Source organism: Paenibacillus sp. J22P169, assembly GCF_059691995.1.
In genome coordinates this window covers 1,661,356-1,687,794 of sequence record NZ_JCAUAO010000001.1, presented here as the reverse complement: position 1 = coordinate 1,687,794, position 26,439 = coordinate 1,661,356, and the positions used below count along the sequence as shown (strand labels likewise).

Here is a 26,439-nt window from a genome sequence, read left to right as displayed (position 1 = left end):
GGGGATTAATGGGAGGGGACCTATATGACAGAATCACTTATAGCGGATATCACCAAAGCCAAAGGTAGAAAATTTCTGTACCATTTCACACGAGTAAGTAATTTGCCGGCGATTGCACATTTCGATGCTTTATGGTCCAGTCATCACATCAATCCCAATTCCACAGGTGAGCGCCGATCAGAGGCTTGCAAAGTGAATATAGATACTTTTGAAATGACGATGAATGTACATCTTAGGATTCCAGACATGATGATTGACCCCTCTACGACGCAGGAACAATTTCGCGCAAGTCTAGATCGGCACGTATTTTTTTGGCCCACCCTTAGGGATTGTCAGAAAATGATGGATACCTATGCGCGTAGGGAACCTAAAGAGGGGTTTGCCGTGTTGAAATTCGATGCGAAGGCGTTATTATCCAAACATGTCATGTCGACAAAGTTATCCAAATATGACTCCGGCAGCTCGCCGCGATTCCCGGCGAACTGTTCGTATAAGAAAAGTGAGGCTATGTTTCTTCCTTTGCATGAGTTCAAGCGGACAATGAATAGTCTGGTTCCTACCAAACCTTCTGAAATAAAAGAGGTACTGATTGCAGACAAGGTTCAAGAAGTTACGAGCTGTTTGCTAGCGATCTATGTGAACAATAATCAATTTATTCCGGAGGAATGGCGTGTGCTAGTGCGGCCTTGGGAAGATTTGAGAGCATGATTATTGCATGATTTAAGGTGTAAATATGGATAGAAAGGCCACCTACATACCATCCTAAGATTAGCTGTTTATGGCATGACACATAGGGGGAACTTACTTGAAATTAACATCAGAGCAGATGATAACGCTGCATGGCTTTAATAATTTAACCAAATCGCTCAGTTTTAATATGTATGATATCTGTTTCACCAAAACGAGAGAAGAGCGCGAAGCCTACATAGCTTATATAGATAAGCAATATAATGCGGATCGTTTGACAGCATTATTAAAATCAGTTGCCGACATTATTGGGGCGCACGTCTTGAATATTGCTAAGCAGGATTATGTCCCACAAGGAGCTAGCGTAACGATGCTGGTGTCTGAAGGTCCTATCGAGCAGGAGCCAAATGAATCGTTCGAAGAATCGCCAGGTCCGCTGCCTGACGCGGTAGTTATGCATCTCAATACGAGTCATATCACGGTGCATACGTATCCCGAATATCACCCGGATGAAGGAATCAGTACGTTCCGCGCAGATATCGATGTCTCTACGTGTGGAGAAATTTCGCCGCTTAAGGCGTTAAATTTTCTTATCCACTCTTTCGATAACGATATTTTGACAATGGATTACAGGGTCCGTGGGTTCACGCGTGATATCAGCGGGCACAAGCTGTTCATCGATCATGAAATCAGCTCCATACAAAATTATATCCCCGAGGAAATTCAAGACTTATATCAGATGATTGATGTGAACGTGTATCAAGAAAATATTTTCCATACGAAATGCAAGCTACGTGAGTTTGATCTAAACAATTATTTATTTGGATACACGAAGGATACACTCAGTATGGAAGAGCAGCTGGAAATCGAGAAAAGCGTGAAGTGGGAAATGGATGAGATTTTTTATGGGAAAAATATGATATTTACTTGATGATTAAAGGGGTTGGATGCAGGTATGACTGCTCCAAACCCTTTTTTGCGTTTGAGGAGCGGTACTCATGATACAAAGTACTGAATAGAATTGGGGTTATTTTTTGAATCTCAATTGAAATTGATGTATTTTGTCCAGTTAATTGTTGGGGATTTCCTTATAAATTGAAAATAAATGGATTTTATCCAGTTATTTTCAATGTTTTTTGACTAAATGAGCATATGATGGATAAATAACTTCATTTTTTCCATCTATATTGAAATTTTGGGTACATTTCTCCAGATTAGCTGTACAATTTACAGATATTTTCCCATGCACAGGAATCCTAGTTAATCTCATCACCCTCTGCGAACTCTTTATCAAACCAATCCAGCACTCCCCCAAAATCAGCCATTCCAACCTCGCCACAAATTCTCGCGAAATTAATAAGTCGCTTAGGAACTATATTGCAAAAAACCGTTCAAATTTCTTATTAAACTAGTTCAACAAGTGAGGTGCTATGGATGTCCGGAACACATGCAAGGGGATCTTACTCTTCTTCCGTTGATCATGGGTTAACACAACGACAGTTTCAAGACTAGGCAGGATATAGATGCCTTGTCCTCCGAATCCATAGGCGTTGAAGTAGTCGAGTGTAGGTGATGTTGACCCGTTATCCATTGGATCAGGGTAGGTATCTGTCCACCAGTGCCAGGCATAGCTGCCGCGACGGGGTGCTTCTGCACGAATGGCAGGCTCAGTCGAACGATTGACAAGCGCTTGGGAAATAATCTGATGATTACCCCATTTTCCTTGCTGTACGTATAGTTGACCGAATTTGAGCATATCTAAAGGGCGAAGTGAAAGTCCGAAGCCGCCCGTATGAATACCTTGCGGGTCTTGTTCCCATGAATAGGACTCAATGCCAAGTGGTTCGAATAAATGTAACTCAGCAAAGCGAGCCACTGACATGCCTGTTACTTGGACGAGAATAGACGATAATAATTGCGAACCTCCTGAATTATAGGTCATTTTCGTACCAGGCAAATCGGATATGGATTGATCTAACACGAAATTTACCCAATGTGGTGTCCTCGTCATACGAGGAAAAGAATTCTGACCGCCAAATTCAGTCCAATTGATGCCAGAAGTCATCGTTAATAGATGAAGCAACGTGATTTCAGATTTCTGTGATTGATGATCGCTCGCTAGCTGTGGAAAAAATACAGAAGCAGGTGTAGATGGATCTGGTAATAACCCCTTATCCATGGCAATGCAACAAAGTGCAGATAGAATGCTTTTGGTGCAAGAATTGATTTTAGCTATGGTATCGGCGAATTGTGGTTCTCTGTATTGTTCAAATAGGAGTTGCCCCCGTTGACTTATTAGACAACTTACGAGATTGGCTGGTTCTAATGCTTCCGTTAAATTTGAAAAGTTCATGACATCCTTCTTATTTTTACGACATTATTCTTAATTAAGGGAGGATTTACCTTTTGATCGTCAAGTCTCATATGATAGACTTTAACTAAACGTATCCACATTTGTGTACGAAATTATCAGATCTAGTTGACGGATTCCACCTCGATGTAGCGTGTAGTCTTTTTAGCATTCTTAACTGGATTTATCCAAGACAAGCTTACTGGTAAGTATGGCATTTATACGAATCTGCAGGATACGGATCAAAAGGGTGCTGCATCTTTGGAACTTGCTTCGGTATCTCGGAAAAAAAGACAGCACTTGAAACGAACATGATTCAAATTGTCGAAAATGGCTACTTGTCGGATTCGTTTCCATTTTACCAAACACGCTATGATTTCACTACGAACAATTACTAATCTGATCACATAAAGGGAATAGAATACCCTACCCATAAAAAAGGTACAGTTCTCTCATACAGGGAGCTGTACCTTTTTTTTAGTTTGTTCCATTTTATTAAGTAAATTGAAATGATTAACAAAAGAGAAGAAAGCGAATACTACCTGAGATATGCTTTGAAACAATAGAAGCGGGACGGAGGATACGCATTGTCAATTGTGACGAGCCTGAAATATCATTTTGAACAAGACAAGCAATATATTTCGCGCCAACTATGGGTAGGCAGTGAACCTATTATCCTTCTAGGATTAAGGACGCTTATTAATTTCCCGAGATCTCTTACCATGGTGCGCGAACAGCTACATAAAGCAGATGGTTTAGATCACACCGCACAAGACAGGCTGAGAGGGCTTGGTCACGATGTATCCGACTGCACACTGGACGAGATCATCTCAGAAATATTAGATGGCATGCTCATTGCCATTCATGAGCCATCTGGCACTTATATTAGCATCATCCCAGTTGCACAACCGCTCAACCGTTCAGTAACTGTACCATTAACTGAAAATGTGGTTAGGGGGGCAAGCAGCGCTTTTAACGAAGATATTGAGATCAATGTCGGCCTGCTTCGGAAGCATATAAATTCAAGCGATTTGCAGATTGCGACGTATAGATTCGGGGAAGTATCCAAAAATTGCGTGGTATTGTCCTATTTGAATACGAAGATTGATCCTACACTTCTAAGTTCTATCATCAACGCGATCGAAACGAATTTGCATATGGATGTAAGCAATGTGCAAGAACTATCGAAAATGTTTGGGTTTTCAAACCTTACATTGGTAACCCGTTACAATACAACGGAACTGCCACAGAGTGCAGCACGAGCTTTGAAAAACGGTAAAGCAGTTCTTTTCATCGAACGTTTGCCTTTCGCTTTAGTACTGCCCAGTCTTGTTTCGGATTTGTTCGTGACAGCAGATGATGCCAATCATCCGCATGTGTTTGCTGCGGCCCTCAGCTTCATTCGTATTATAGGTGCGTTGATAACGCTTATTATCCCAGGTTTGTATGTGGCATTAGTTTCCGTGAATCCGGATGTGTTGAGGTTTGAACTGGCGCACTCAATCGCGAAGAGTAGAATAGATGTTCCTTACCCTGCGATCGTAGAGACCTTGTTGTTATTGTTTGTCTTGGAATTGACATTAGAAGCTATCGTCCGACTTCCTCCGAGTATAGGACCTACAATAACTATGGTAGGGGGGATCGTGCTAGGACAGGCCGTCGTATCGGCGAAATTAGTGAGCAGTTTACTCATCATTGTATTGGCTGCTACGACCATTTCAAGTGCGACCGTCGTCGGTTATCAAAATGCGCTCACGATACGATTGTTTAAATATGTCTTATTGATCCTTTCCGCAATCTTTGGTGTCCTTGGTCTTTTATTCGGGATCGTCATTATCTGCTCCTATTTGGCAGGCGTCAAATCACTTGGAGTTCCGTATTTGCAATTGAAAAATCCAGAAGGTGAATGACATGATTAGAAACGTACAAGTTGCAGTCATATACATCATAACCCATTTAGGGTTGATCTTCTTTATGTATCCGACGGATATCTTAGCGAGTACACGTGAAGCATATTGGATACCTGTAGGCTTAGGTTATTTAATCCATTTTACCGTCATATTTACTTATTTGAAGGGGCTTAGTTATTTTGGGAATCAGAATATCCTTCAAGTACTGATCAACAAAAATAAAGTAATTGTATGGTTAATGTTACTTCCTATTTTTCTATATCTTTCATTGGTGATAGTGATTACAGTTAGGGCGTATGCTGAAATTATTTCAATTGTTTTTCTAGCCGACACACCACTCTGGATTCTTATGTGTTTGTTGCTAGGGATTCCGGTATTTATGGTCGTCCATGGTGGAGTAAGAGCACTATTAAGAGCAGGGCTTTTATTAGCTGTCTTATTTCTCCCTCCCATGCTTTTTGTAATGGTGTCAACTTTTCAAAACATCGATCTGAATTATGCACTCCCACTGATCCCCAAGGATCGTTCCAGACTATTCGCATTTCTAACCAACTTTTCGTATTATCAAAGCTTGTTTGCATTCGCGGGAGGCTTTTTATTTCTGGGCTTTATTCCCTCCTATATCACGTATAAACCCAAAACTATTTATCTAAGCAGCTTTGTCCTCTTCATCTTCTTCCTTCTCTCGGTGTATATTCCTATCATGACATTAGGGGAAGAAACCGCTAGACAGCTTTCATTCCCCTTTATTTTCACGATTGATACGATAGAAATTAACTGGCTCATGTTTGATCGGATTACGATTTTTTTTCTACTAAGTCAAATCGCGTTTGTCCTTCTTTTTATCGCAATGACCCTATGGCAAATCGCATGCTTAATCCGGTGTCGTCTAAAAAAAATGAAAAATCAGTATCTAGTTGCTGCCATTGCAATTGTCGTGCTTATCATATGCTTGTTCATACCTGATTGGGTTCATGTTGAAACGCTGCTGCAGTGGAATTCATTTCTCCGATTGTATGTTTCAATAGTTGTTCCGACTGTCATTTTCATACTAGGGTATCGGCATCAAAAACAAGTCAAAGAGAGTTGAAGTGAAGAATATGCTGAAATGGATCGTTGCAACACTCTTACTTTTTATTCTCAGCGGCTGTTGGGACAACAAGGACATTAATCATCGCTCTTTACCGATCGCTATGGGGGTTTCTTTCGATCAAGGGAAATATACGGTGTTTCTCGACATTCCAAAAGTAAGTGAAACTGATGCGGTACAAGTCGTTTCGGATAGTGGTGACACGATCAACGAAATCATTGATCGAATTAGCATGAATATGGAGAGCGAAATTGATCTGCTCCATTTGAAAATTATTATTGTCGATAAAGAGTTTGCCAAACATGGTTTGAATGACGGTGTTGCAAGCCTAATTCGTTCGCGGCATGTCTCCCCAAAAACACTGTTCGTCATTTGTGATGAATCGCCAGATCGCTTTTTCCGAAAAATGGATAAAAATTCATATGATGGGACCCTGATTTATGACTTTTTTCAACGAAATAGTGGGTTGAGCCCTGAAATTGCTTATACGCAAACGTGGAAAATATTTAGGAGCATCCACTCTTTTACCAACGATGTGGTCATACCCATTATTAAATCAGGAAATTCAACGGTGATTGAAAGCACAGGCTCAGCCATCATGAAGAATGGTAAAATGGTGGGACGACTCAATAATGAAGAAACCTTACTTATCAATGTGTTTAATGGAAAGCAAACGCAGGGGAAAATCGAAGTGATGGGTAAGGGGACAGTTCAAATTGTAAGTAACCATCTGATCCATCGGAGTTCCTTCGTCAACAACCAACCTATGTTGAAAAGTAGGCTAAGCTTAAAAGTAATCTTATTGGATACGAAAGGGAATCCTTCATTAGATTCCATCAAATCAGATCTGAACAAGCTGGTTCTGGAACGATTCGAACATTTATTTGAAAAAATTAAGCTAGGCGGAGCAGATGTCCTGGGAGTAGGACAACATTTCCGGAATGAATTAACTCGCTCACAACTGGAAGTATGGCACACCGAGTATTTCACAAATTTGAAAATCGATTTGCAAGTTTCGACGTCGATTCGAAATACGGGCAATTTGAAAGCTACTTAAAATAGTGGGGGCCAACATGAAAAAGCTGTCTTAGAAAGGTTAGCGAACCTTTTGGGATGGCTTTTTTTGTTATTTGATTTGGAGGCTTGCAACCATTATAACTACGAAAAATGTAGAGAGCCTGAATGGGATTTTTCTTTCATTGGAGGTATGCTAGAATGAGTGGTATCTTAACTAAAATCATGAATACAAGGAGGTGGTGCCCCTATGACAACGAACAACAAACCCAATAGATTAGCCAAGGAGAAGTCGCCGTATTTGTTTCAGCATGCCTACAACCCGATCGACTGGTTCCCTTGGTCAGATGAGGCTTTTGATAAAGCGAAACGCGAAAACAAGCCTATCTTTTTATCTGTCGGGTATTCGTAGTTGGGTATATGTCGACTTGTCATTGTTGCCACGTCTCTAGAATATCCAGATAAAACAAGGGTTTTCATTACTATTTCCAAACTCGCTTCAATTTGAATAACTCTTGTAGATACCCCCACAATGATACGGGACTCATAAATATTTGGTAACCCAATACAAATATAATAAATCCTAGCTTATTCTTCCTTACCTTTAACTCCAATGAGCGAAATACATATTTTTGATACCTATACAACGTAAAATAACTAATAATGGTAACCGGAAGCACCAGTATGGTCAACGGTCCCACAATCCAAAACACTCCAAAGAAAGAAAGAATGAGTCCTGGCAGCCATATTAGCGCATAGGCTGCATCTATATAAGGCATAATTAGATTTATGCCGGTAAGGTACTTTGCATATATTTTAGGTTGTTCCCACGGTTTTACAGCCTTTAGTCCTTCAATCATACCTCTTGCCCAGCGGCTTCTCTGTCTAGCAAAATGAACAAAGCTCGTCGGGACTGATGTAAACGCAACAGCTAGAGGTTCAAAAAGTACACAATATCCATTCTTTAAAAAGAGCCATGTTAAAACAATATCTTCACCAATCGAGTCTGACCATCCACCCATCTGTCTTACCGTTTCTGTCCTATACATGCTGAATGCACCTTGAGCAACTAGGGTTTGCTGATACATACCCTGTAGTCGTTTTACCGAAGCAATAGCTAAAAAGTAGTCCCACTCTTGAATTTTTGCCCAAATGTTCTCGCGGCTGTTTCTGACTAGTACTGCACCCGCCACAGAACACACATCAGATGGAGCAGATAACATTCGACCCATAAGATACTTTAATGCTGACTTATGCATCAACGTATCGGCATCCAATGTAATTAAATATTCAGTCTCTACAAAGTTCAAGCCTGTATTTAGGGCGTGACTTTTTCCGGGCACACTCTCGTTTACCACTATCAACTGAATGTTATTTTCTAATGCTATTGTTTGGGCTACTTCTACAGTTTTGTCTGTTGAATTATTATTGGCTAAGATGACTTTTATTTCGCCTTCATAGTCTTGTCTTGCCACCTGAAGCAATGTATCCTTTATGCCTTTTTCTTCATTCCATGCAGCAATCAAAATTGTTAATGCCGTTTTTGGATTCTTTTCTTTGAATTTTGGTTGTTTGTCTAAAATCAAACTAACAACCATAAATGTGTTTAAATACCCCGGAATGTATGCTATGCCTGTAATAGCCAACAATGCCCCAGGCAGCGTAATAATTCCCCCCAAATCCACTATCCATCTTCGAGACAAATAAATAGAAAGCAACGCCCATAAGATTGCAAATATATGGCTAATGAAGAATTTATGAATGACCGGTACATATCTATCTGAGTTAATAGTTTTATATTTTGTTTTTTTCCATCTCATTCTTATTCACTTCCGTTCATAGAAGAACTTTAGTAGAACGCTATGTAACCTTACTATTTTTTTCATTACTTGTGTACCGACACATCTTGCCATTATTTTAAATGTGAACGGAGTTGATAATTACACCCGGCATCTCGTTGTGACCGAGAGGGTTTATTAATGGAAACTTGTTCCTCTTATGCTATGTAAGATAAATCGTATGATAATAAACAAGGAGGTGGTGCCCCTATGACAACGAACAACAAACCCAATAGATTAGCCAAGGAGAAGTCGCCGTATTTGTTGCAGCATGCCTACAACCCGATCGACTGGTTCCCTTGGTCAGATGAGGCTTTTGATAAAGCGAAACGCGAAAACAAGCCTATCTTTTTATCTATTGGGTATTCGTAGTTGGGTATATGTCGACTTGTCATTGGTGTCATGTCATGGCACACGAATCTTTCGAAGATCAAGTCATAGCCGATATGTTGAACAAAGATTTCATCTCTATTAAAGTAGACCGTGAAGAACGCCCCGATATCGATCATCTCTATTTGGCGGTATGTCAAGCGATGACGGGGCAGGGTGGATGGCCGTTGACCGTGTTCCTTACACCAGAGAAGAAGCCGTTCTTTGCAGGGACTTATTTTCCGCGGAGCCGTAAATTTAATCGAGCAGGGTTGGTTGAGATCATCGCACAGCTTGCAGGTAAGTGGAGAGAGGACCCTGAGCGAGTTCGCGAGCTTGGTGATCAAGTGATTACAGATACGACGAGCCGATTGCTAGAACATCAGATAGGCGGTGCAATCTCAGAGGACACACTCCATGAGGCTTTTCGCTTGTACGAAGCTAATTTTGATGCTGATAATGGTGGATTTGGTACATTTCCTAAATTTCCAACTTCTCATAACTTGTCATTCTTATTACGTTATTATAAGAAAACGGGGAATAAGCGAGCGCTTGAAATGGTTGAAAAAACGCTAGATGCTATGCACCGTGGGGGAATGTATGATCACATCGGCTTCGGTTTCGCGAGATATTCTGTGGATGCCGAGTGGTTAGTGCCGCATTTTGAGAAAATGTTGTATGATAACGCTCTATTGGTGATGACATATAGTGAAGCTTATCAAGTGACTGGAAAAGTTCAATATGCCGAGGTCGCAGAACAAATCATCACATATGTTCTTCGTGACATGACGGACAAAAGTGGCGCTTTCTATTCTGCAGAAGATGCCGATTCAGAAGGCAAGGAAGGCAAGTTCTACGTCTGGACAATGGACGAAGTTGAAGACGTATTGGGGATTGATGAGGGAGATCTCTTTAGCGAGATCTACGGTCTAACGGAGTCGGGGAATTTTGAGGGGGAAAATATCCCGAATCTACTCGACACGACACTGGCGTCTTGGGCGAGGCGAAAGCGAATCCCGCTGGATGAGCTTAAGCAGCGTTTGGAGGCTGCCCGCGTCAAGCTTTTCGCTCATCGCGAAAAGCGAATCCATCCGGGCAAGGATGATAAAATTCTGACCTCGTGGAACGGTCTGATGATCGCTGCGCTGTCCAAGGCTGCGCGCGCCTTGGACAAGCCTTCATTCGCGGACGCCGCTACGAAGGCCGCGGATTTCCTGCTTCGCGAGCTGCGCCGCGAAGATGGGCGCTTGCTCGCTCGCTATCGCGATGGCGAAGCGGCAATTCTGGGCTACGTGGACGACTACGCGTTCCTCGTTTGGGGCCTGATCGAGCTGTACGAGTCAACGTTCGAGCTGCGCTTTCTCCGTGAAGCGGTCCAGCTGAACGCAGAGATGCTTCGTCTCTTCGGCGACGAAGAGAAGGGCGGGCTCTTCTTCTACGGCAGCGATGCCGAGCAGCTGCTCACCCGCCCCAAAGAGATCTACGACGGCGCAATGCCGTCGGGGAACGGAGCAGCCGCGCTCAATATGCTGCGGCTGTCCAGGCTGACCTACGACGCGAAGCTATCTCAGGCTGCCGATGAGCAGCTCCAGGCATTCGCTGGAGCTGTCAGTAAGTACCCGCCGGGCCACGCGCTGACGCTGGCCGCGCTTGATTTCGCTTACGGCGAAGCCAGCGAAATCGTGATCGCCGGCGACCCGGCGAAACCCGAGACACAGCATATGCTGCGCACGGTGCAGCGGCAATACCTGCCGAATGCGCTGCTGATCCTTCACCCGCCGGGAGCGGCAGGCGAGGAGGTACGCCAGCTGATTCCGCTGGTGCAAGACAAGGTGCCGCTAGGCGGGCGAGCTACGGCATACGTATGCCAGAACTTTGCGTGCCAAGCACCAACACAAGCTAGTGAGGAGCTTATAAATCTCTCTTCATCCGAGAATATCACCTCACTCGAAAATCTCTCCTCGAATGACTGATAATAATTATCATTATTGGTTACAATAGATGTAGAAACATAAAAAGAGGCCCCAGAAGGCCTCTTCTCAAACTCACTTACCATTCTCGTTATCCATTGTCAGTTAAGCTTGTTTCGTGTGATCAATGTACTAAACCTTGGATTCAAATGTTTTACAATCGGTTTCTTCCGAATTGCGCGCTTGATCACTACCGTGGTGGCTCACGATCGAAATCGAGCTAGCTTTGCATTTGTTCTCATTGGCCCAGTATTTGCAGGAATTCACTTCACACATTACATCTTTTGCCATGTCCCTTTCACCTCCCCTACCTCATAGGGTGGGCGAAAGGGACCTCTTTTTATACATAGCGTTAAAAATACTTCTGGAAAGGAACTTTTCTCCGGGGAATTGTAGAGGAACACGGAGAGCAGGAGCTCGAATATACTTGAAGTATCGCATAAAGGAACTTCAAGGGGATGAACGTATGGCAACACCAGCCAAAAATGAGTTACAAACCTGTGTCAGGTGCAAGTACGTTGCGGTGAAAGAAGACAGGTACTGCATACGTTGCGGTGCGCCGCTCAAGAACAAATGTACGAAAGAGAAATCCCTCATGCACAAGGGGTGCTATAAGGTTAATAAGGCGGATGCCAAGTACTGCGCCGATTGCGGCACGGAAACGACTTTCAGCCAGTTGGGGCTCATCTAGATCAAGTCGGGACTTATCAATAAAAAACCTGAGACAAGGACGAAATCCTCAGCTCAGGTTTATTTGTCATATAACTTACTTCTTTTGCAAAACAGCCTGCCATAAATCAGCTGAATCATAGCCTAGACGCCAAGCAGCAACACCTGCGATGTCGTACTTTTTGGCGATGTCCATACGAGCCGTGACGGTCGCTTGATTTTCCAGCCAGAGCACGTAAGTGAAGCTATTCTCTTTGTACTCGACACGGTATTGTCCGAATTCGCTGTCCCACGTTTGGGTGGTCGATTTGGAAGCCATTAAAGCAGGAATGTCCTTCATGAGAACGGTGCGATTACCGACTAAGGCACCTTTGGCATCCAACTGCCATTCACGTACATAATACGGGATACCTAAAATGATTTTATCACGTGGAATACCGTACGACAGGAACTCTTGAATCCCGCCATCAGCCCAAGGGATACCTGCAACGGATCCAGGCGATGTGCTTCCTTTCCAATACTGATCGTAGGCCATGATGACCATGTAATCGACGATAGCGCCTAGCTTCTCGTGATCAAATGCGGAAAGATGATTCCATTTCACACTGCCGCGTGGCAGATCAATAGAGATAATTAATCCTTTGGCATGTGCAGCGGAGGTCAATTTTGCAACAAAAGCTGTGAATGCATTTCGATCCGAACCTGCTAAGCTTTCGAAATCCACATTGATTCCTGGAACCCCCAACTGTACGGAGCGATTGACCAAAGCTGTAATAAACTTGTCCTGAGCCGCGCTGTTTGTCAGAAATTGCGTAGTTAAGGTGGAGCTGAACTGATTGCTAACTAATGGATACACGGTATAGCCGTTTTTTTGCAGCCATTTGACAGTGTCAGCATTCGACGTATCCTTCAGATTGCCTGCGCTATCGGCCAACTCGAAATAAGAAGGAGAATCTACATCAAGACCAATTGTGTTAGCTACATGAGCTTTAATCGTCTCTGCGCCAGAGCTGCCGTTCCAACCCCATACTTGAAGCTTTTTGAAATTATCCCATAGTGTACGATGCTCCAAGGTTTGAATCGAAGCATTACTGTACTGTTTGCCATACGATAAGGCTTCCGGTAAAGTTTTGAACTCGCCAATCAGGTTGGAGCTTTGAAACACTTGATAAGACGCGTAGTTGTTCCAAATCTTACGACCTTCTCGGTAAATGGCGCTGTGTCCCCATAGCTTTGCATAATTGATGGCGTCGTCGATGGAAGTGAATTCCTGCAGCAAGGCGTCATTTTGAAATACTTTATAAATTTTAAGATTGCTGTAGACTGTTTTTTTGGTGTTGATATTGACGACCGTGGAGTTCCCCCAATTAAGCGCTTCGTGTATCGCATCTTCTAAAGAGGCAAATCCCCAATTAGGTGCTGAAAATGTTCCTTGATAGACGTTGTATACCACGCTGCCAGCGCTGTTTGCCGTTTTTTCGGCTTGCGGGATGTTATCCCACACCCACTGATTCGAGTTCAAATCGATAATATGAGCGCCACCCCATTTTTTGGCTTCGGAGATGGCGTCTGTCAGACTTGTAAACTTCCAAGAATCTAGTGAAATTTCATTTTGATAGAGTTGGTAACGGGCATAATTGTTCCACACCCAGCCTGTGGACTGCAAATCCCTTACACTTGCGTTCGTCCATTTCTTAGCTTCGGCGATGGCCTCATTCAGTGTGGCGAATTGCCATTCTGGCAGGGTAATATCTTGCTGATAGACCTGATAACGAGGGAGATTGCTCCAAACCCAAGTACGCGTGCCGATTTCTTCTACGTGACTGTTCGAAAACCACTTGGCATACGCTTCTGCTTGCGTATATGTTGCGAATTCCATGAGCACCTGATTGTACTGGTAGACGCGGTATTTCGTCGTTTTGTCTATACTGGATGGACCATTGCTTGCTGCGAGAACTGTTGAAGGCACAGTCAGTGTGAGAAGTAACGTGCCGCTAAGTAACCATTTTCCTATTTTCATTCATTCCGCCTCTTTCTAGTAAGCTACTATATTGGACGCAAGATAGGGTAGATTGGTTGCGCTTTCGATAGGGTGGAAGTTCATGGATAATGGCGTGAAGTTGGACGATGACCTGACTTTTTAGTAACATATGGAGAGAATGGTTTAACCGTGATGAACTTAAAGGTGAGGGGAATTCAAATGACGCAATATCCAGAGGCATACACCGATTATTTATGTTATTTTCACGGAGAGCGGGATTATTTCGAATGTCATGAAGTCATGGAAGAATACTGGAAGGAGCATCCCAAAGATCCTGCGAGATTAACGTATGTGGGACTTATTCAAATTGCTGTGGGGATGTACCACAGTCGTAGAGGTAATTACGCAGGCGCTGTGAAAATGCTGCAAAGTGCTGCGAATAACCTGCAGGCTGAGGATGTACGCACGTTGGGACTAGACGATGTGGAGTTGCAAGCAAGAATTGCGCAAGCATGGCAGGCGATCGGAAATGAGAATTATCAATTTGTAGATATGAATTTGCCTATTTCAGATCCTGAGCTGTTGGACTTGTGTTTGGAATTATGTGAGCACAAAGGGTGGAGCTGGCAAGCGCCAAGCCGGATGTCGGATGAGATGATCATTCATAAGCATACGCGAAGAGATCGGTCTGAAGTGATTGAAGAAAGAGCGAGACAACAAATCATTCGAAAGGAATTAGGTGGCATGGAATGAGTTCAGAAGGCAAAATTCTAGTCGTTGAAGATGAACCTAATATTTCTGAGGTTGTCAGGCTATATTTGGAGCACTCAAATTTTGAAGCGATTCAGTTGTTTCGCGGCGGAACCGTGCTTAAAACCATCATGAGTGAAAGACCAAGCTTGGTGCTGCTTGACATCATGCTTCCAGATATATCTGGCTATGAACTCTGTGAGCAAATTCGAAGAATGGATGCTCCTTATAATCACACGCCGATTATTTTCTTAACTGCGAAAGGCGAGTCCTTGGACAAGCTGAGAGGCTTTAATTTGGGGGTAGACGATTATTTAGTGAAACCGTTTGATCCGAATGAGCTCATTGCGCGTATTAAAGCTGTGCTCCGTAGGACTTTGCAAGTGCCTGCCGAAATGTCTGGGCCGCAAAGCTCTCCACGTAAATGGTTGGAAATGGGCAATATCATGATCGACTTGGAGCAATATCGCGTGACGGTTGGAGGCAATCGTATCGAATTAACCCCTAAGGAGATTGAACTTTTGTTTTTCTTAATGAGCAACCCCGGACGCGTATTTACACGTGAGGATTTGCTTGGGTATGTGTGGAATTTTGATTTTACGGGGGGCACACGCACCGTGGATGCGCATGTGAAAAACCTGCGGAAGAAGTTAGGTCAGCATGAGACCTGGAATATCCAGACCCTTTGGGGGATAGGGTATTCGTTTGAGGTTGTCCAGCATGCTTAAGCGTTGGGTGTTGGGGAAATACAATAGCTTATATATAAAAATTTTCCTCTCATTTCTCGCGACCTGTGTGCTTTTCTTTGTTGGCCTTTTCATTTTTTGGAATTACTATTTCACAGATCTCTTTTATAAGGATAAAATTGAGCTTCTTGAAAAAAGAAATACGGAAATTATCCGATTATTGGATTCGGTTCAGGATGGCACAATTTCTACCCGTGAGCTGAAATATACGGTTCGGATTCTGGCTAGAAGTATTAACGGACAAGTCTGGCTCGTAGATGAGAAAGGCAACATAGCCAACGGTTCATCGGATAGTGAAGGAAGAGCAATTCCGAAGCAGTTGGATACTTTGTTTATTGACGGCTTGCATGGCCATACAGGGCACAGCATGATCAGTCTGGAAACACCGGAAGGGAAGCGAAATTTATTCGCTTTTTACGCTCCCTATCAATTGAACGAACAGCCAATGGTTATTATTCTTCATTTCCCGGCAGGTGATATTCGTGAGGTCATATCTGCGGTGCGTCTGAACCTCTGGTTACCTTTGCTGTTTTCTCTCATCGCAGTTGGCTTTATCCTGTTCGTTGTTTCCCGTAAGCTCGCAGGGCCGCTGCAACAAATGAATCGTGCCGCGTTAGAGTTAGCACATGGGGATTTCAAGACACGTGTTCCCGTCAATTCGCAGGATGAAGTCGGACAGCTGGCTAGAAGCTTTAACTTTATGGTGGAGAAATTAGAGGAGTGGGAAGAGACGAGGCAAGAATTTCTAGCCAATGTCTCTCATGAGCTCAGATCCCCGTTGACAACGTTGCGTGGTTTCATCATTGCGATGAATGATCATATTATTCCACAAGAGAAATTCCCGCATTACTTAACCATTTGTGATCAAGAGGTGCAGCGTTTGCAACGTCTGGTAACGGATCTTCTGGACCTTGCTCAGATTCAAAATGGGGTGGATGTATTTCGGTTACGTCCCGTCAATATGATCGAATTAGTGGAGGATTCACTGGAGCTCTTGAAGCCTACGATTAAAGAGAAGCACATTTCGTTACATCTCATACTGCCCGAAGAGAATGAGGAAGAATGTTTCGTACAATTAGACCCGGATCGCTTTGCCCAAATCATCCATAATCTCATGTATAATTCGTTGAAATTCACCCCAGAAGGGGGAACGTTGACAGTAGCCTTAGAAGAGCATGAGAAAGAAGCCCATTTGTATATTCGAGATACGGGGACAGGAATGACGGATTCCGAATTATCTCGCATTTGGGATCGGTTCTATAAGGCTGATGAAGCTAGAACGTCCAAAGCGGACGGGATTTCGGGGACCGGTCTTGGACTCACGATTGTGAAGCATCTCGTCACGGGGATGAATGGCACGATTAGCGCGCGTTCCCGAATTGGCGAAGGTACGGAGTTCCGGATCGTGTTTCCGAGAAAAGTTTAGTTTGTTCACAAATTCGTCACAATTTTATCATACTTCATACACATTTTTCGCCTATCCTGTTGCTGATGGATAGGTTTTTTTGTGGAGGTGTATGTTGGTTGAGCAGCAGTGCACGCAATAGTTTGCTGTGTGTAATCCTCACGACCTTCTTGTTAGTCGGTTGTACCGGACAGCGTATTGGACAAGCTGGAACCTCTGTAACAGTGATCCCGTCAATGCCTGCTTCCGCCCAAGTCTCGCAAGAGCTCCCATTAGCTGAAGATGTACAGAATGTAACAGAACAGCGGCTAGTTATGCTATTCCAAGGGTTAATCGTGATGGATCGACAACCGTTATTAGCATTAACTGCAGAGCAATCTCGAGCCATTTTGCCCATTGTTCGCAAAAGCGAAGAAGAAGGAAGCATTGACGAATCCGAGCGCAAAGCAGTCATCCAAGTGTTAACAAAAGAGCAGAAAGCTTATCTGGATGAACAATCGAAACAATTGAAGCAGCGTATCGCAGAACGAATGAGAACTCATAAGGAAGCGTTAACGGCGGCGGAGAGGGAGCGATATGTAAACGCTTTCGAAAAGAGGAGGAAGACCGAGCAGCAGGTTGAAGCTGGTGTCTCAGAGCATGTTTACAGTGATACCTCATCTCTGGATTCACGTGGTTTGGGGAGGAGCGTAGAACAGCAATTAATCGAATTACTGGTTTCGAAGTCGTAAGGTTACGTACAAGCGTACAAATGCTAAGGGGGAAGTATCAGAATGAAATTTTTTCGCAGTAAATGGTTCATCGTGATTGTGGCAATCCTCGTTTGTGCTGGTGGTTCCTATGCGTATCTAACGAAAGGAAAGAAAACGAAATCAGCAGAAGCGAAAGAAGTTACGGTCGATGTGAAAAAAGGGAACATTCGCTCATCTGTTTCGGGAACAGCGCAATTTGAGCCGAAGGATACCCAAACGATTTCGTCTACAGAAAATGCTCTCATAAAATCGATTAACCTGACTCGTAATCAAACGGTTAAAGCGGGAGATGTTCTGATCGAGCTGACAAGCTCAAACTTGGAAAACGATCTTCAAGATGCCAAAACGACTTATGAGCAATTGGAGAAAGATTTGAAAACGAAGGAGCAACAAAGAGGAATAACTGGGGTTACTGCACCTATAAGCGGGAAATTAACGTACGCCAATATTGATGTTGGCGCAACGATTAATAAATCGACGAAAATCGCTACGATTGGCGATGCGAGTACGCTAACCGTTACCTTGCCATTTTTTGTGGAGGATGCTGCACAACTACATAAAGGCGATACCATAGACATAACGGTTGATGGCTTCATGATCACCAAAACAGGAACAATAGCTGCCATTTCCAAAGATCCGAAATCGGATGGTAAGGGCGGTAAGCTTGTCGATATTGATATTCAAATTAAGAATGACAATTCCATGGATGCAGGTTTGAATGCAATGGGATCTGCGACGATTGGCGGACGTGCGGTTGATTCGCAAGGGAAAGCAGCACTTCAGTACGTGCAGGTTGCTACAGTTCTTGCAGGAACGACGGGCAGTATCTCCACATTGCCTTTCAAAACAGGTGTAATTGTACACCAAGGTGATCTGCTTGCCTCCTTCCTGAATGATACCTTAGACGATGATATCACGACGGCGCAAGCTGCCCTTGAGCGTCAGAAGTTGAAGGTTGATGCGGCACAAGATCGCGTAACTGCCTTGAAAATTCTTGCTCCTTTCGATGGCGTATTCTCAACCGATTTCGTGAATAAAAAAGTAGATATTCTTAGCAACTTCCGACCGGGAACAAGAGTGCAAAGTGGTACTCAGTTTGGTACTGTAGCAAGTTTTGCCAAAATGCAGCTTCCCGTACAAGTGGATGAGCTAGATTTGCCAAATATTAAAGTAGGTATGAAAGCCGAAATTAAGGTTGACTCTTTCCCTGGACGCAATTTCCCGGCAGAAGTGACACAAGTTTCTACGGTAGGTACAACAACGAACGGAGTAACATTCTATGATGTTATCCTGGCCACAGAGAATAAAGATAATCTGTTGAAATATGGTATGACGGCAACCGGAGAAATTTTGATCCAGGATAAGAAAGATGTCCTTTATATCCCGCCAGAAGCGCTTCAACTGCAACGTGGTAAACGTGTTGTAACGGTGAAGAAAGCGGATGGAACCAATGAAGCAGAACATGAAGTGAAAATTGGTATTCGCTCCACAACGCAAATTGAGATCACGGAAGGTCTTAAAGAAGGCGATAAAGTCGTATTGCCTGCTGCTGTGAGAAGACAGCAAAATTTAAGTCAAGACGAGATTAATCGCTTAAGACAGCAATTCCAGCAAGGCGGCGGTGCCGGCGGAGCAGGCGGTTTTGGCGGTGGCGGTGCTGGTGGCTTCCAACAAGGTGGTGCAGGCGGAGCAGGCGGTGGTGGTAATGCCGGCGGCGGAGCTGCACAGCGTACCCAAGTTGGCGGTAATGCTGGTGGTGGCGGTAACAGATAATGCTGGCCGGAAAGGAGCTGTTGCGGGATGAATATCATTGAACTGAAAGATATAACGAAAACCTATAGGCGCGGTGAGGAAGATCTTCCCATTCTGCGTAACATATCGTTAACTGTTGCCGATGGTGATTTCGTTGCCATTATCGGCCCTAGTGGATCCGGCAAATCAACCCTGATGAATACGATCGGCTTATTGGATGTACCGACTTCAGGCAGCTACACATTGGATGGTGTCGTAACGGAGCGCATGAGTGATAATGAGCTGGCCGAGCTTAGAAATCAGAAGATCGGCTTTATATTCCAGCAATTCAATCTGCTTCCACGATTAACGGCAATGGAAAACGTAGAGCTTCCAATGATCTACGCAGGTATTTCTAAGAAAGAGCGCAAGGAACGGGCGAATGCGATGTTGAAAATGCTTGGCATGGGCGAACGTGGCCATCACCGGCCAAGCGAGCTGTCAGGCGGTCAGCAGCAGCGGGTAGCCATTGCGCGTGCACTGGCGATCTCGCCTTCACTGATTCTAGCGGATGAGCCGACGGGAGCTTTAGACTCACGAACAGGTGAGGAAGTGCTAGAGCTTATTCTTCAACTCAATGCACAAGGCAATACTATTGTACTTATTACGCATGATCATCATATCGCTGATAATGCGAAGCGTGTCGTTGCCCTTCGCGACGGAATCATTGTCAATGACTATCGAAATGACACGAAGAAGGCGCTGTTGCAGCAAGAGGTGAGCGTATGAAGGTAAGTGAACTGATCCGAATGTCGCTTCGGACGATCATTTCGAGTCCGCTGCGTACATTTCTGACCATGCTTGGCGTTATTATCGGTGTAAGCTCTGTCGTTACACTCGTTTCCATCGGGCAAGGAACTTCGGAAGCCATTGCGAAACAATACGAGAACATGGGGACGAATTTGCTCGTTGTTACGGCGACGGGGAACGGACGTGCGACGCAGTTGAGCTACGATGATCTAATGAATTTCGAGAATTTCCCGGAATTCAAATCCATCGCGCCGACGATGTCGAAGAATGGTTCCAATGTCAAATATGATCGAACGCAGGAAAAATATAATGTGCTCGGAACGAATGACCGCTATTTCGACATTATCAAAGCAAAAATTGATAAAGGTCGTAATTTGTCACCGACAGATCTTGAGTTTCGTTCAAATGTCGCTATTTTGGGCAGTGAAGTGACGAAAAAATTCTTTGGGACACTAGATCCAGTTGGCGAAAACATCAACATTGATGGTGTTGTGTTTAACGTCATTGGGACACTCAAAGAAAAGGGTTCTAATATTGGGGGAGCTTCTGTAGATAGCTCTGTCATCGTGCCATTAGAATCTGCTAGACGTCAATTCAAGCTGGGACAGATTCGTACAACGTATGTCGAAGCACCTACGAAAGACGATATTTATGCAGCTCAGGAGACCATGAAGCAGTACCTGACGTATAAGTTCAAAAGCGATACCGGCTTTGTATTAACGAATCAGGACGAGCTGCTGAAGGCACGGACTGAAGCAACCAACACACTTACGAATCAATTAGTGGCGGTTGCCTTGATTTCTTTGCTCGTTGGAGGAATTGGGATCATGAATATTATGCTAGTAACGGTAAGTGAGCGAACGCGTGAGATCGGGATTCGCAAATCGATTGGCGCTAAGCGTCGAAATATTTTGCTGCAATTCTTGGTGGAAGCAGTCGTGATCAGTGGAATGGGCGGTTTAATCGGCCTTCTCATCGGTATTGGTTTCTCGTATGCCTTACCTTATTTTAGCCCGAAGCAGTCAACCAGTCTTTCATTTGATGTAGGCCTTTATTCCTTCTTATTCTCTGTATTGGTCGGTGTGGTTTTCGGTTTATATCCGGCTAACAAAGCATCCAAACTGCGTCCGATTGACGCATTGCGTTCTGACTAAATATAACTACAAGGAGGACTCCCTGTGATCCAACAACGTAAGATGAAACGACTGCTCAGCCGTTCGGCTTTATTGCTAACCGCTGCAAGCTTCTTAACACTTCCTCTAGCAACCTCAGCTTTCGCTGGCAAGGAAGGAGTATTTCTCAGTGATTCCGTCTATTTTACTTTGGACAAAGTATCGTTAGCGGTGGGAGCCGAGGATGGTTCGCTTCGCTTCTCATTAGGCTTGAACAATCATAGTAACTCGATAGTCGATTTCAATAATTATGGTGTAAAAGTCATTGATGCGAATGGCATTACCTATACAGCCAAGCTTAATGAGAAGGTTGTTGCACGTGTGAAGGCAGGAGAGACGGGGACGTTTAAATTTACGTCAGAAATTCCGAACAATCTGACGCCTTCCGATTTGAAGGTTGATATTTTCCGATGGAATAATAACTCGACATCAGATATCGGTGCGCTTTCCGTCGAATCTGCGATGGTTGAAACAGGTCAAACGCTGGAACAGCAGGCAGTGATTAATTTAAAAGAGATTGACACTACGCTAGTTGAAGAAGTATTAGTTACCGCTAAACTAGGACAAAGCTACAAAGTTTATAAAGATGGCGTATGGATGGTGTACACAGATCTTACCCTGGCGAATGAAAGCAGTTCGAGCGTGAAGCTGCCAGAAGGACTTGAACTCAACTTCCAAGACAGCAAAGGGTTGACCTATGGTGCACAATTTGTTGGAAGCGTCGGGTCGTTGCTTCCTGAGCAGCCTGTGACAGTGAAATTACAAGCTGCCGTACCAGCTTTGCTGGATACGAATAAATTTTCCTTGCTGTTCTCGCCTAAAGGCAAAGTGAAAACAACGGTCCTCGGTACATTGAATGCAGCGAAAACCTTCTCTGTAGGTCGCATTGGCGACAAAGGGGCTTACCCGAATTTAGAAGCGAATGAGGATTTGAATGGTCTTGGTATTTCAACCTCATGGGCATCTGCCGTTCAACAATCGGATGGGCTGCATGTGCAAGCGAATGTGACCTTGACGAACGAAGGCGAAGGAATCATTACGATTCCTAACTTGACTGCTGAGTTCCAGGCCATACGTGGTAATGTAGGCGTGACTTCGAGTGATAACGCGGTACGTACCGCTTACTTATCGCCAAATGAGTCAACAACCTTCCATTTCCAAGGCGTTGTACCTGCTTCGCTAAGTGCAGAAGCGTTACAGTTGGTCGTGTTAGAGAAACAAAGTGCGGCGGTTTCGACAACAACACCAACAACTGGTACTGGTAATGCAGGTGGTACAGGTGGTGCAGGCAATACGGACAGTTCGAAACAAGTGACATCTCTGCCGGTTTCAATTACATCACTTGCTGGTGCTGGCGTTGCTGGTGAAGCCACATCCTATGCTGCAGCACAAGCTTATAAGATCGGTGATGCCTTTAAGCTAACATCCTCAAATAGCTTCGATTCTAACATGGATATGTCGCTAGTTGAATTTGGTATGAGTGTGAACTCAGACTTTGGTTACAAGACCGTCGTTGCGAAATATAAATTGACGAATAAAGGAACATCGACATTGGCTTTGCCGGATTTCCAAACCGACCTGACGAATGAAGATGGCTACACCTATGCAGGTGTTCGTCAAACCAATGTGGCGAAAAACATCGCACCAAACACAAGCTATGTTCTGAACTACTCTTACATGGTGCCTGATAATGAGGATGCAGATAAACTTGCGCTGAATCTGTATGATTCTACTCGTTTGGCGGTTGGTTCATTCAAAACGGAAGTGCAGCCTGTTCCAGCAACTGGACCTATTTCCGTGTATCCATTTACGATCAACTTTGACGATTATTCACTTAGCACTACGTATAGCAAAGACGGGTCTTATGGTTACCGCTTGCGGTTAGATCTGGATGTGGAGCGACAAGCACAAGTGATCACAGATGCGAATTTCTCCTCGCTGTTGTTTGAGGTAGTAGATACAGAAGGACGCCTGTTGAGCTCCAAAGCAATGACCTTCACAGGTCAGCAAAAAATTATGTCTGGCGTTCAGTTCCTCGAATTTACGAATGTGAGATCTGAGCAAATAACCTCAAATTCGGTGTTTAACATTTACGAAGTTATTGCCACTCCGAATGGGGAAGCCAAACGCTTGATCAGAACGATTACACCATAATCGGTTGAAATGAAAAAAGAGTAGGTCCAGTACGTAACTGGATCTACTCTTTTTAGTGTGTTACAACAACTCTGGTGATGGGGGATAGGCCGCATCTACAAGATCTAAGCGACCTGTTTCTGGGTCGATAATCAGGCCGTGTACGGGTAAATTTTTAGGTAATAATGGATGATTCCGAATAATATTCACGCTTTTCTCGATGCCCTCGCGCACATGCTCGAAACCAGTGAGCCAGCGTTTTAGATCAATGCCAGCATGTCCCAATGTTTCAATGACATCATCGGAGATGCCTCTACTTTTTGCGTTGGCAATGACTGTTTCCGAGTTAAGACCTGTCATGCCGCAATCATAGTGACCAATGACGAAAACTTCGTCAGCATCCAGCTGATAGACAGCGACAATAATACTGCGCATAAGACTACCGAAGGGGTGAGAGACGATGGCGCCGGCATTTTTAATAATTTTAGCATCCCCGTTATGAAGATTCATGGCCTTTGGAAGCAATTCAACCAACCGTGTATCCATACACGTGACGACAACCATTCGTTTGTCTGGAAATTTCGTCGTCAGAAACTCTTGATACTGCTTGGTTTCTACGAAATCTTTGTTGTAGCTTAAAATCTCATTGATTAAAGACATGGTATTCCCTCCAAGTAAGTTGATGCGCTGCATGTCTATGTTTGTGCAGCTTTATCGTTTATCGACTAAGCTCATACCCGCATTATAAATTTGATTATTACTCTTCAGTATATAGGATTTATTTGCTACATGGAAGTCGATTTTCATGTTCTCCTCGAAAAAGATCTCATCCTTCGCTTTATAAATCAACGGAAAAGTGTCCGTCACAGCTGAGACATCCTCGGCATTTGCCGTAGTAACCAACCACAGGGTAGGTACGCCATTCACGGAACAACCACAGCCCTCGGTATCAAAAACGAGCTTCAATAAGGTGTTATTTTGCTCCAAATATGGTGTTAAACGTTGTCTTGCTGTATCGGTAAATGTAACGTTCATAAGGTCATCTCCTCACATAGTTGCACAAAACAGCCTGACAAAATCAAGGCTTGTCCTAATTCTACCACACTTAGCTCGATATTTGATTCTGTCCCTCATTGGAAGTATGATAAATATTGAAACATTTGGGAGGAGATGAGCACATGAGTGTTGGTGTTGTTAATGCCAAGTTGGAATCGTTCAAAGCTTATGTTCGTAAAATGAAGCAGTACGAAGAGGCAATCTCATTGATTTATTGGGACATGCGGACGGGTGCTCCTAAAAAAGGAATTGAGACGCGTTCAGAAGTTGTCGGTGAGCTCTCCACCGAAGTATTTCGAATGTCCACATCAGATGAGATGGGCAGCTATGTCGATTTCTTCATGCAGCCAGCTGAGCTGGAGCAATTAGATCCTATTTCTCGCAAAATGGTGCAGGAATGCAAAAAAGAATACGATCGCAGTAAAAAAATACCTGCTGACAAATATCAATCCTATGTCGTATTAACTTCGCAAGCGGAATCCGCATGGGAAGGTGCGAAGCATAATTCGGATTGGGCGTCTTTTCAGCCGTTTTTGGAGAAAATCGTTGCGGCAACGCAGGAGTTTATTGAGCTGTGGGGTTATGAAGGGCATAAATATAACACATTGCTGGATATGTATGAGCCAGGGATGACAGTTGATAAGTTGGATGAAGTATTCGGTACTCTGAGGGAAAAAGCAGTTCCACTGCTTCAGAGGATTGCGGCTTCGGCGAATCAGCCGAATCGTGCATTCTTAGATCAACAATTTGATATCGGCAAGCAAAAGCAATTCTCGCTTTCCATTTTGAAACAAATGCAGTATGACTTTGAAGCAGGTCGCTTGGATGAAACTGTGCATCCTTTCGCTACGGCACTGAACCCGGGGGATGTGCGTATTACGACGCGCTATTTGCCTAATGATATCACCTCGGCACTGTTCGGAACGATTCATGAAGGCGGACATGCACTGTATGAGCAAAATATTTCTACAGACCTCGTAGGAACTAATCTCTGCTCGGGTACCTCCATGGGGATTCACGAGTCGCAGTCCCGCTTCTGGGAAAATGTCATCGGCCGCAGCAAACAGTTCTGGGATCGCTACTACAGCGAGCTTCAGACAACGTTTAGCGGGCAAATTGATGATGTCAGCGTAGAGGATTTCTACCGGGCGATTAACCATATTGAGCCATCCCTGATCCGAATTGAAGCCGATGAGCTTACGTACAACCTACATATCATGATTCGTTATGAACTCGAAAAAGGGTTATTCAACGGCACGATTGCCGTAGCGGATTTGCCTGCGGCGTGGAATGCCAAATACGAGGAGTATTTGGGTGTTACACCACCGAATGATGGAGAAGGAGTCCTTCAGGATGTGCATTGGTCCGGCGGTGCGTTCGGTTATTTCCCGTCGTATGCGCTTGGGAACATGTACGCGGCGCAATTCACGAACACGCTTCGCAAAGAGCTGCCGAACTTCGATAGCTTAATTGCTGAAGGCAACCTAGCGCCGATTAAAGAGTGGTTGACGGAGAAAGTGTACCAGCACGGTAAATTGCTGACACCGAACGAAATCATCCAGCAAGTCACTGGCGAGCCGCTAAATCCGGAGTACTTGGTAGCGTACTTGGAAGACAAGTATTCGGAAGTTTACGGTATTTAGCAGGTAATGAGCTGTAAATTGTGAGTGAAACAGCTTTTCACGACGATTTGTTTCGTTGTGAAAAGCTGTTTTTTCGTGTTGCTACTTGTCGGCCATCTCCCAAACTGTCATTCCCCCCGACGACAATGAATTGACTCGCAACTAATCAGCTACCCTTCGCACAAAATTACATGTCTCACACCCAATCCACAATCTCCCCCCTCATCAGTCCCGCCAACTAACAACTATCGCACCACCAACAGTTCCTCCCTCGATCAACTATATATCCCACCACCAACAGTTCCTCCTTCGATCAACCATATATCCCATGATTTACTTTCCCTCTCGCGATTAACTTCCCACCCGCCACGAAGCTTTCGCTAA

General features: G+C 44.1%; 23 protein-coding genes and 1 pseudogene. 18 read left to right on the top strand and 6 right to left on the bottom strand.

Annotated features, from left to right (window positions below; genetic code table 11):
• The first annotated feature begins 24 nt into the window (after positions 1–24).
• Both AC58QG_RS07965 and speD read left to right on the top strand, forming a co-directional pair.
• Positions 25–708, top strand: a complete 684-nt coding sequence (locus AC58QG_RS07965; RefSeq protein ID WP_497361546.1) for a DUF7002 family protein — start codon at positions 25–27, stop codon at positions 706–708.
• A 97-nt stretch (positions 709–805) separates the two neighbouring features.
• Complete coding sequence (gene speD / locus AC58QG_RS07960; protein WP_497361545.1) at positions 806–1,618, top strand: adenosylmethionine decarboxylase; 813 nt, start codon at positions 806–808, stop codon at positions 1,616–1,618.
• Between the two features lie 477 nt (positions 1,619–2,095).
• Here the strand turns inward: speD and AC58QG_RS07955 are convergent, their stop codons facing one another.
• Complete coding sequence (locus tag AC58QG_RS07955; RefSeq protein WP_497361544.1) at positions 2,096–3,040, bottom strand: serine hydrolase domain-containing protein; 945 nt, start codon at positions 3,038–3,040, stop codon at positions 2,096–2,098.
• Positions 3,041–3,633: 593 nt separating this feature from the next.
• On the opposite strand from AC58QG_RS07955, the gene AC58QG_RS07950 reads away from it, so the two are divergent.
• From AC58QG_RS07950 to AC58QG_RS07935, 4 genes and pseudogenes are all read left to right on the top strand, one after another.
• On the top strand, positions 3,634–4,947 hold the full coding sequence (locus tag AC58QG_RS07950; RefSeq protein ID WP_497362807.1) for a spore germination protein: 1,314 nt from the start codon (positions 3,634–3,636) through the stop codon (positions 4,945–4,947).
• A gap of 1 nt (position 4,948) precedes the next feature.
• Positions 4,949–6,037, top strand: a complete 1,089-nt coding sequence (locus tag AC58QG_RS07945) for a GerAB/ArcD/ProY family transporter (RefSeq protein ID WP_497361543.1) — start codon at positions 4,949–4,951, stop codon at positions 6,035–6,037.
• Between the two features lie 10 nt (positions 6,038–6,047).
• The gene (locus tag AC58QG_RS07940) at positions 6,048–7,094 is read left to right on the top strand and encodes a Ger(x)C family spore germination protein (protein ID WP_497361542.1); all 1,047 of its coding nucleotides are present in this window, start codon (positions 6,048–6,050) and stop codon (positions 7,092–7,094) included.
• Positions 7,095–7,301: 207 nt separating this feature from the next.
• Positions 7,302–7,457: pseudogene (locus AC58QG_RS07935) on the top strand (DUF255 domain-containing protein); the annotation flags it as partial.
• A gap of 76 nt (positions 7,458–7,533) precedes the next feature.
• Here the strand turns inward: AC58QG_RS07935 and AC58QG_RS07930 are convergent.
• Positions 7,534–8,871, bottom strand: coding sequence for a glycosyltransferase family 2 protein (locus AC58QG_RS07930; RefSeq protein ID WP_497361541.1), 1,338 nt, complete (start codon positions 8,869–8,871; stop codon positions 7,534–7,536).
• 228 nt (positions 8,872–9,099) lie between these two features.
• On the opposite strand from AC58QG_RS07930, the gene AC58QG_RS07925 reads away from it, so the two are divergent.
• Positions 9,100–9,261, top strand: a complete 162-nt coding sequence (locus AC58QG_RS07925) for a DUF255 domain-containing protein (RefSeq protein ID WP_497361540.1) — start codon at positions 9,100–9,102, stop codon at positions 9,259–9,261.
• Positions 9,262–9,296: 35 nt separating this feature from the next.
• On the top strand, positions 9,297–11,231 hold the full coding sequence (locus AC58QG_RS07920) for a thioredoxin domain-containing protein (protein ID WP_497361539.1): 1,935 nt from the start codon (positions 9,297–9,299) through the stop codon (positions 11,229–11,231).
• Positions 11,232–11,360: 129 nt separating this feature from the next.
• On the opposite strand, the gene AC58QG_RS07915 is transcribed toward AC58QG_RS07920, so the two are convergent.
• Positions 11,361–11,519 carry a DUF1540 domain-containing protein gene (locus AC58QG_RS07915; protein ID WP_082593545.1) on the bottom strand — a complete coding sequence of 53 codons (159 nt, stop codon included), beginning with the start codon at positions 11,517–11,519 and terminating at the stop codon, positions 11,361–11,363.
• 136 nt (positions 11,520–11,655) lie between these two features.
• Between AC58QG_RS07915 and AC58QG_RS07910 the strand changes: the two genes are divergently transcribed.
• The gene (locus AC58QG_RS07910) at positions 11,656–11,919 is read left to right on the top strand and encodes a hypothetical protein (protein WP_497361538.1); all 264 of its coding nucleotides are present in this window, start codon (positions 11,656–11,658) and stop codon (positions 11,917–11,919) included.
• A gap of 75 nt (positions 11,920–11,994) precedes the next feature.
• Here the strand turns inward: AC58QG_RS07910 and AC58QG_RS07905 are convergent, their stop codons facing one another.
• The gene (locus AC58QG_RS07905) at positions 11,995–13,917 is read right to left on the bottom strand and encodes a glycosyl hydrolase family 18 protein (protein ID WP_497361537.1); all 1,923 of its coding nucleotides are present in this window, start codon (positions 13,915–13,917) and stop codon (positions 11,995–11,997) included.
• A gap of 180 nt (positions 13,918–14,097) precedes the next feature.
• Here AC58QG_RS07905 and AC58QG_RS07900 point away from each other — a divergent pair, with 180 nt between their 5' ends.
• The 8 genes from AC58QG_RS07900 to AC58QG_RS07865 all read left to right on the top strand — a co-directional run bounded on the left by AC58QG_RS07900 (position 14,098) and on the right by AC58QG_RS07865 (position 23,398).
• A complete protein-coding gene (locus AC58QG_RS07900) occupies positions 14,098–14,631 on the top strand; it encodes a DUF309 domain-containing protein (protein ID WP_497361536.1) in 534 nt (177 codons plus the stop codon).
• Positions 14,628–15,356, top strand: a complete 729-nt coding sequence (locus AC58QG_RS07895) for a response regulator transcription factor (protein ID WP_497361535.1) — start codon at positions 14,628–14,630, stop codon at positions 15,354–15,356. Before AC58QG_RS07900 ends, AC58QG_RS07895 begins: the two co-directional genes overlap by 4 nt.
• Complete coding sequence (locus AC58QG_RS07890) at positions 15,349–16,800, top strand: sensor histidine kinase (RefSeq protein ID WP_497361534.1); 1,452 nt, start codon at positions 15,349–15,351, stop codon at positions 16,798–16,800. The genes AC58QG_RS07895 and AC58QG_RS07890 overlap by 8 nt, the downstream gene beginning before the upstream one ends.
• Positions 16,801–16,898: 98 nt before the next feature.
• On the top strand, positions 16,899–17,510 hold the full coding sequence (locus tag AC58QG_RS07885) for a hypothetical protein (RefSeq protein WP_497361533.1): 612 nt from the start codon (positions 16,899–16,901) through the stop codon (positions 17,508–17,510).
• A 42-nt stretch (positions 17,511–17,552) separates the two neighbouring features.
• On the top strand, positions 17,553–19,304 hold the full coding sequence (locus AC58QG_RS07880; protein ID WP_497361532.1) for an efflux RND transporter periplasmic adaptor subunit: 1,752 nt from the start codon (positions 17,553–17,555) through the stop codon (positions 19,302–19,304).
• Between the two features lie 27 nt (positions 19,305–19,331).
• Positions 19,332–20,051: an ABC transporter ATP-binding protein gene (locus AC58QG_RS07875; protein ID WP_497361531.1), complete on the top strand. Its 720-nt coding sequence runs from the start codon at positions 19,332–19,334 to the stop codon at positions 20,049–20,051.
• On the top strand, positions 20,048–21,226 hold the full coding sequence (locus AC58QG_RS07870) for an ABC transporter permease (protein ID WP_497361530.1): 1,179 nt from the start codon (positions 20,048–20,050) through the stop codon (positions 21,224–21,226). The genes AC58QG_RS07875 and AC58QG_RS07870 overlap by 4 nt, the downstream gene beginning before the upstream one ends.
• Positions 21,227–21,250: 24 nt before the next feature.
• Positions 21,251–23,398 (top strand): hypothetical protein, encoded by a 2,148-nt coding sequence (locus AC58QG_RS07865; RefSeq protein WP_497361529.1) that lies wholly within the window; start codon positions 21,251–21,253, stop codon positions 23,396–23,398.
• Between the two features lie 60 nt (positions 23,399–23,458).
• Here AC58QG_RS07865 and AC58QG_RS07860 read toward each other — a convergent pair whose 3' ends face one another.
• Complete coding sequence (locus AC58QG_RS07860; protein WP_497361528.1) at positions 23,459–24,037, bottom strand: beta-class carbonic anhydrase; 579 nt, start codon at positions 24,035–24,037, stop codon at positions 23,459–23,461.
• 51 nt (positions 24,038–24,088) lie between these two features.
• A complete protein-coding gene (locus AC58QG_RS07855) occupies positions 24,089–24,412 on the bottom strand; it encodes an iron-sulfur cluster biosynthesis family protein (RefSeq protein WP_497361527.1) in 324 nt (107 codons plus the stop codon).
• A gap of 143 nt (positions 24,413–24,555) precedes the next feature.
• Here AC58QG_RS07855 and AC58QG_RS07850 point away from each other — a divergent pair, with 143 nt between their 5' ends.
• Positions 24,556–26,076, top strand: coding sequence for a carboxypeptidase M32 (locus AC58QG_RS07850; protein ID WP_497361526.1), 1,521 nt, complete (start codon positions 24,556–24,558; stop codon positions 26,074–26,076).
• Positions 26,077–26,439 lie beyond the last annotated feature (363 nt).

Excerpts from the sequence above, each read along its gene's own strand:
- AC58QG_RS07940 (WP_497361542.1), top strand. The coding sequence starts at position 6,048 with ATGCTGAAATGGATCGTTGCAACACTCTTACTTTTTATTCTCAGCGGC.
- AC58QG_RS07895 (WP_497361535.1), top strand. The coding sequence starts at position 14,628 with ATGAGTTCAGAAGGCAAAATTCTAGTCGTTGAAGATGAACCTAATATT.
- AC58QG_RS07850 (WP_497361526.1), top strand. The coding sequence starts at position 24,556 with ATGAGTGTTGGTGTTGTTAATGCCAAGTTGGAATCGTTCAAAGCTTAT.
- AC58QG_RS07870 (WP_497361530.1), top strand. The coding sequence starts at position 20,048 with ATGAAGGTAAGTGAACTGATCCGAATGTCGCTTCGGACGATCATTTCG.
- AC58QG_RS07920 (WP_497361539.1), top strand. The coding sequence starts at position 9,297 with ATGGCACACGAATCTTTCGAAGATCAAGTCATAGCCGATATGTTGAAC.
- AC58QG_RS07945 (WP_497361543.1), top strand. The coding sequence starts at position 4,949 with ATGATTAGAAACGTACAAGTTGCAGTCATATACATCATAACCCATTTA.
- AC58QG_RS07930 (WP_497361541.1), bottom strand. The coding sequence starts at position 8,871 with ATGAGATGGAAAAAAACAAAATATAAAACTATTAACTCAGATAGATAT.
- AC58QG_RS07905 (WP_497361537.1), bottom strand. The coding sequence starts at position 13,917 with ATGAAAATAGGAAAATGGTTACTTAGCGGCACGTTACTTCTCACACTG.
- AC58QG_RS07860 (WP_497361528.1), bottom strand. The coding sequence starts at position 24,037 with ATGTCTTTAATCAATGAGATTTTAAGCTACAACAAAGATTTCGTAGAA.
- AC58QG_RS07915 (WP_082593545.1), bottom strand. The coding sequence starts at position 11,519 with ATGGCAAAAGATGTAATGTGTGAAGTGAATTCCTGCAAATACTGGGCC.
- AC58QG_RS07965 (WP_497361546.1), top strand. The coding sequence starts at position 25 with ATGACAGAATCACTTATAGCGGATATCACCAAAGCCAAAGGTAGAAAA.
- AC58QG_RS07900 (WP_497361536.1), top strand. The coding sequence starts at position 14,098 with ATGACGCAATATCCAGAGGCATACACCGATTATTTATGTTATTTTCAC.
- AC58QG_RS07925 (WP_497361540.1), top strand. The coding sequence starts at position 9,100 with ATGACAACGAACAACAAACCCAATAGATTAGCCAAGGAGAAGTCGCCG.
- AC58QG_RS07875 (WP_497361531.1), top strand. The coding sequence starts at position 19,332 with ATGAATATCATTGAACTGAAAGATATAACGAAAACCTATAGGCGCGGT.
- AC58QG_RS07955 (WP_497361544.1), bottom strand. The coding sequence starts at position 3,040 with ATGAACTTTTCAAATTTAACGGAAGCATTAGAACCAGCCAATCTCGTA.
- AC58QG_RS07855 (WP_497361527.1), bottom strand. The coding sequence starts at position 24,412 with ATGAACGTTACATTTACCGATACAGCAAGACAACGTTTAACACCATAT.
- AC58QG_RS07880 (WP_497361532.1), top strand. The coding sequence starts at position 17,553 with ATGAAATTTTTTCGCAGTAAATGGTTCATCGTGATTGTGGCAATCCTC.
- AC58QG_RS07890 (WP_497361534.1), top strand. The coding sequence starts at position 15,349 with ATGCTTAAGCGTTGGGTGTTGGGGAAATACAATAGCTTATATATAAAA.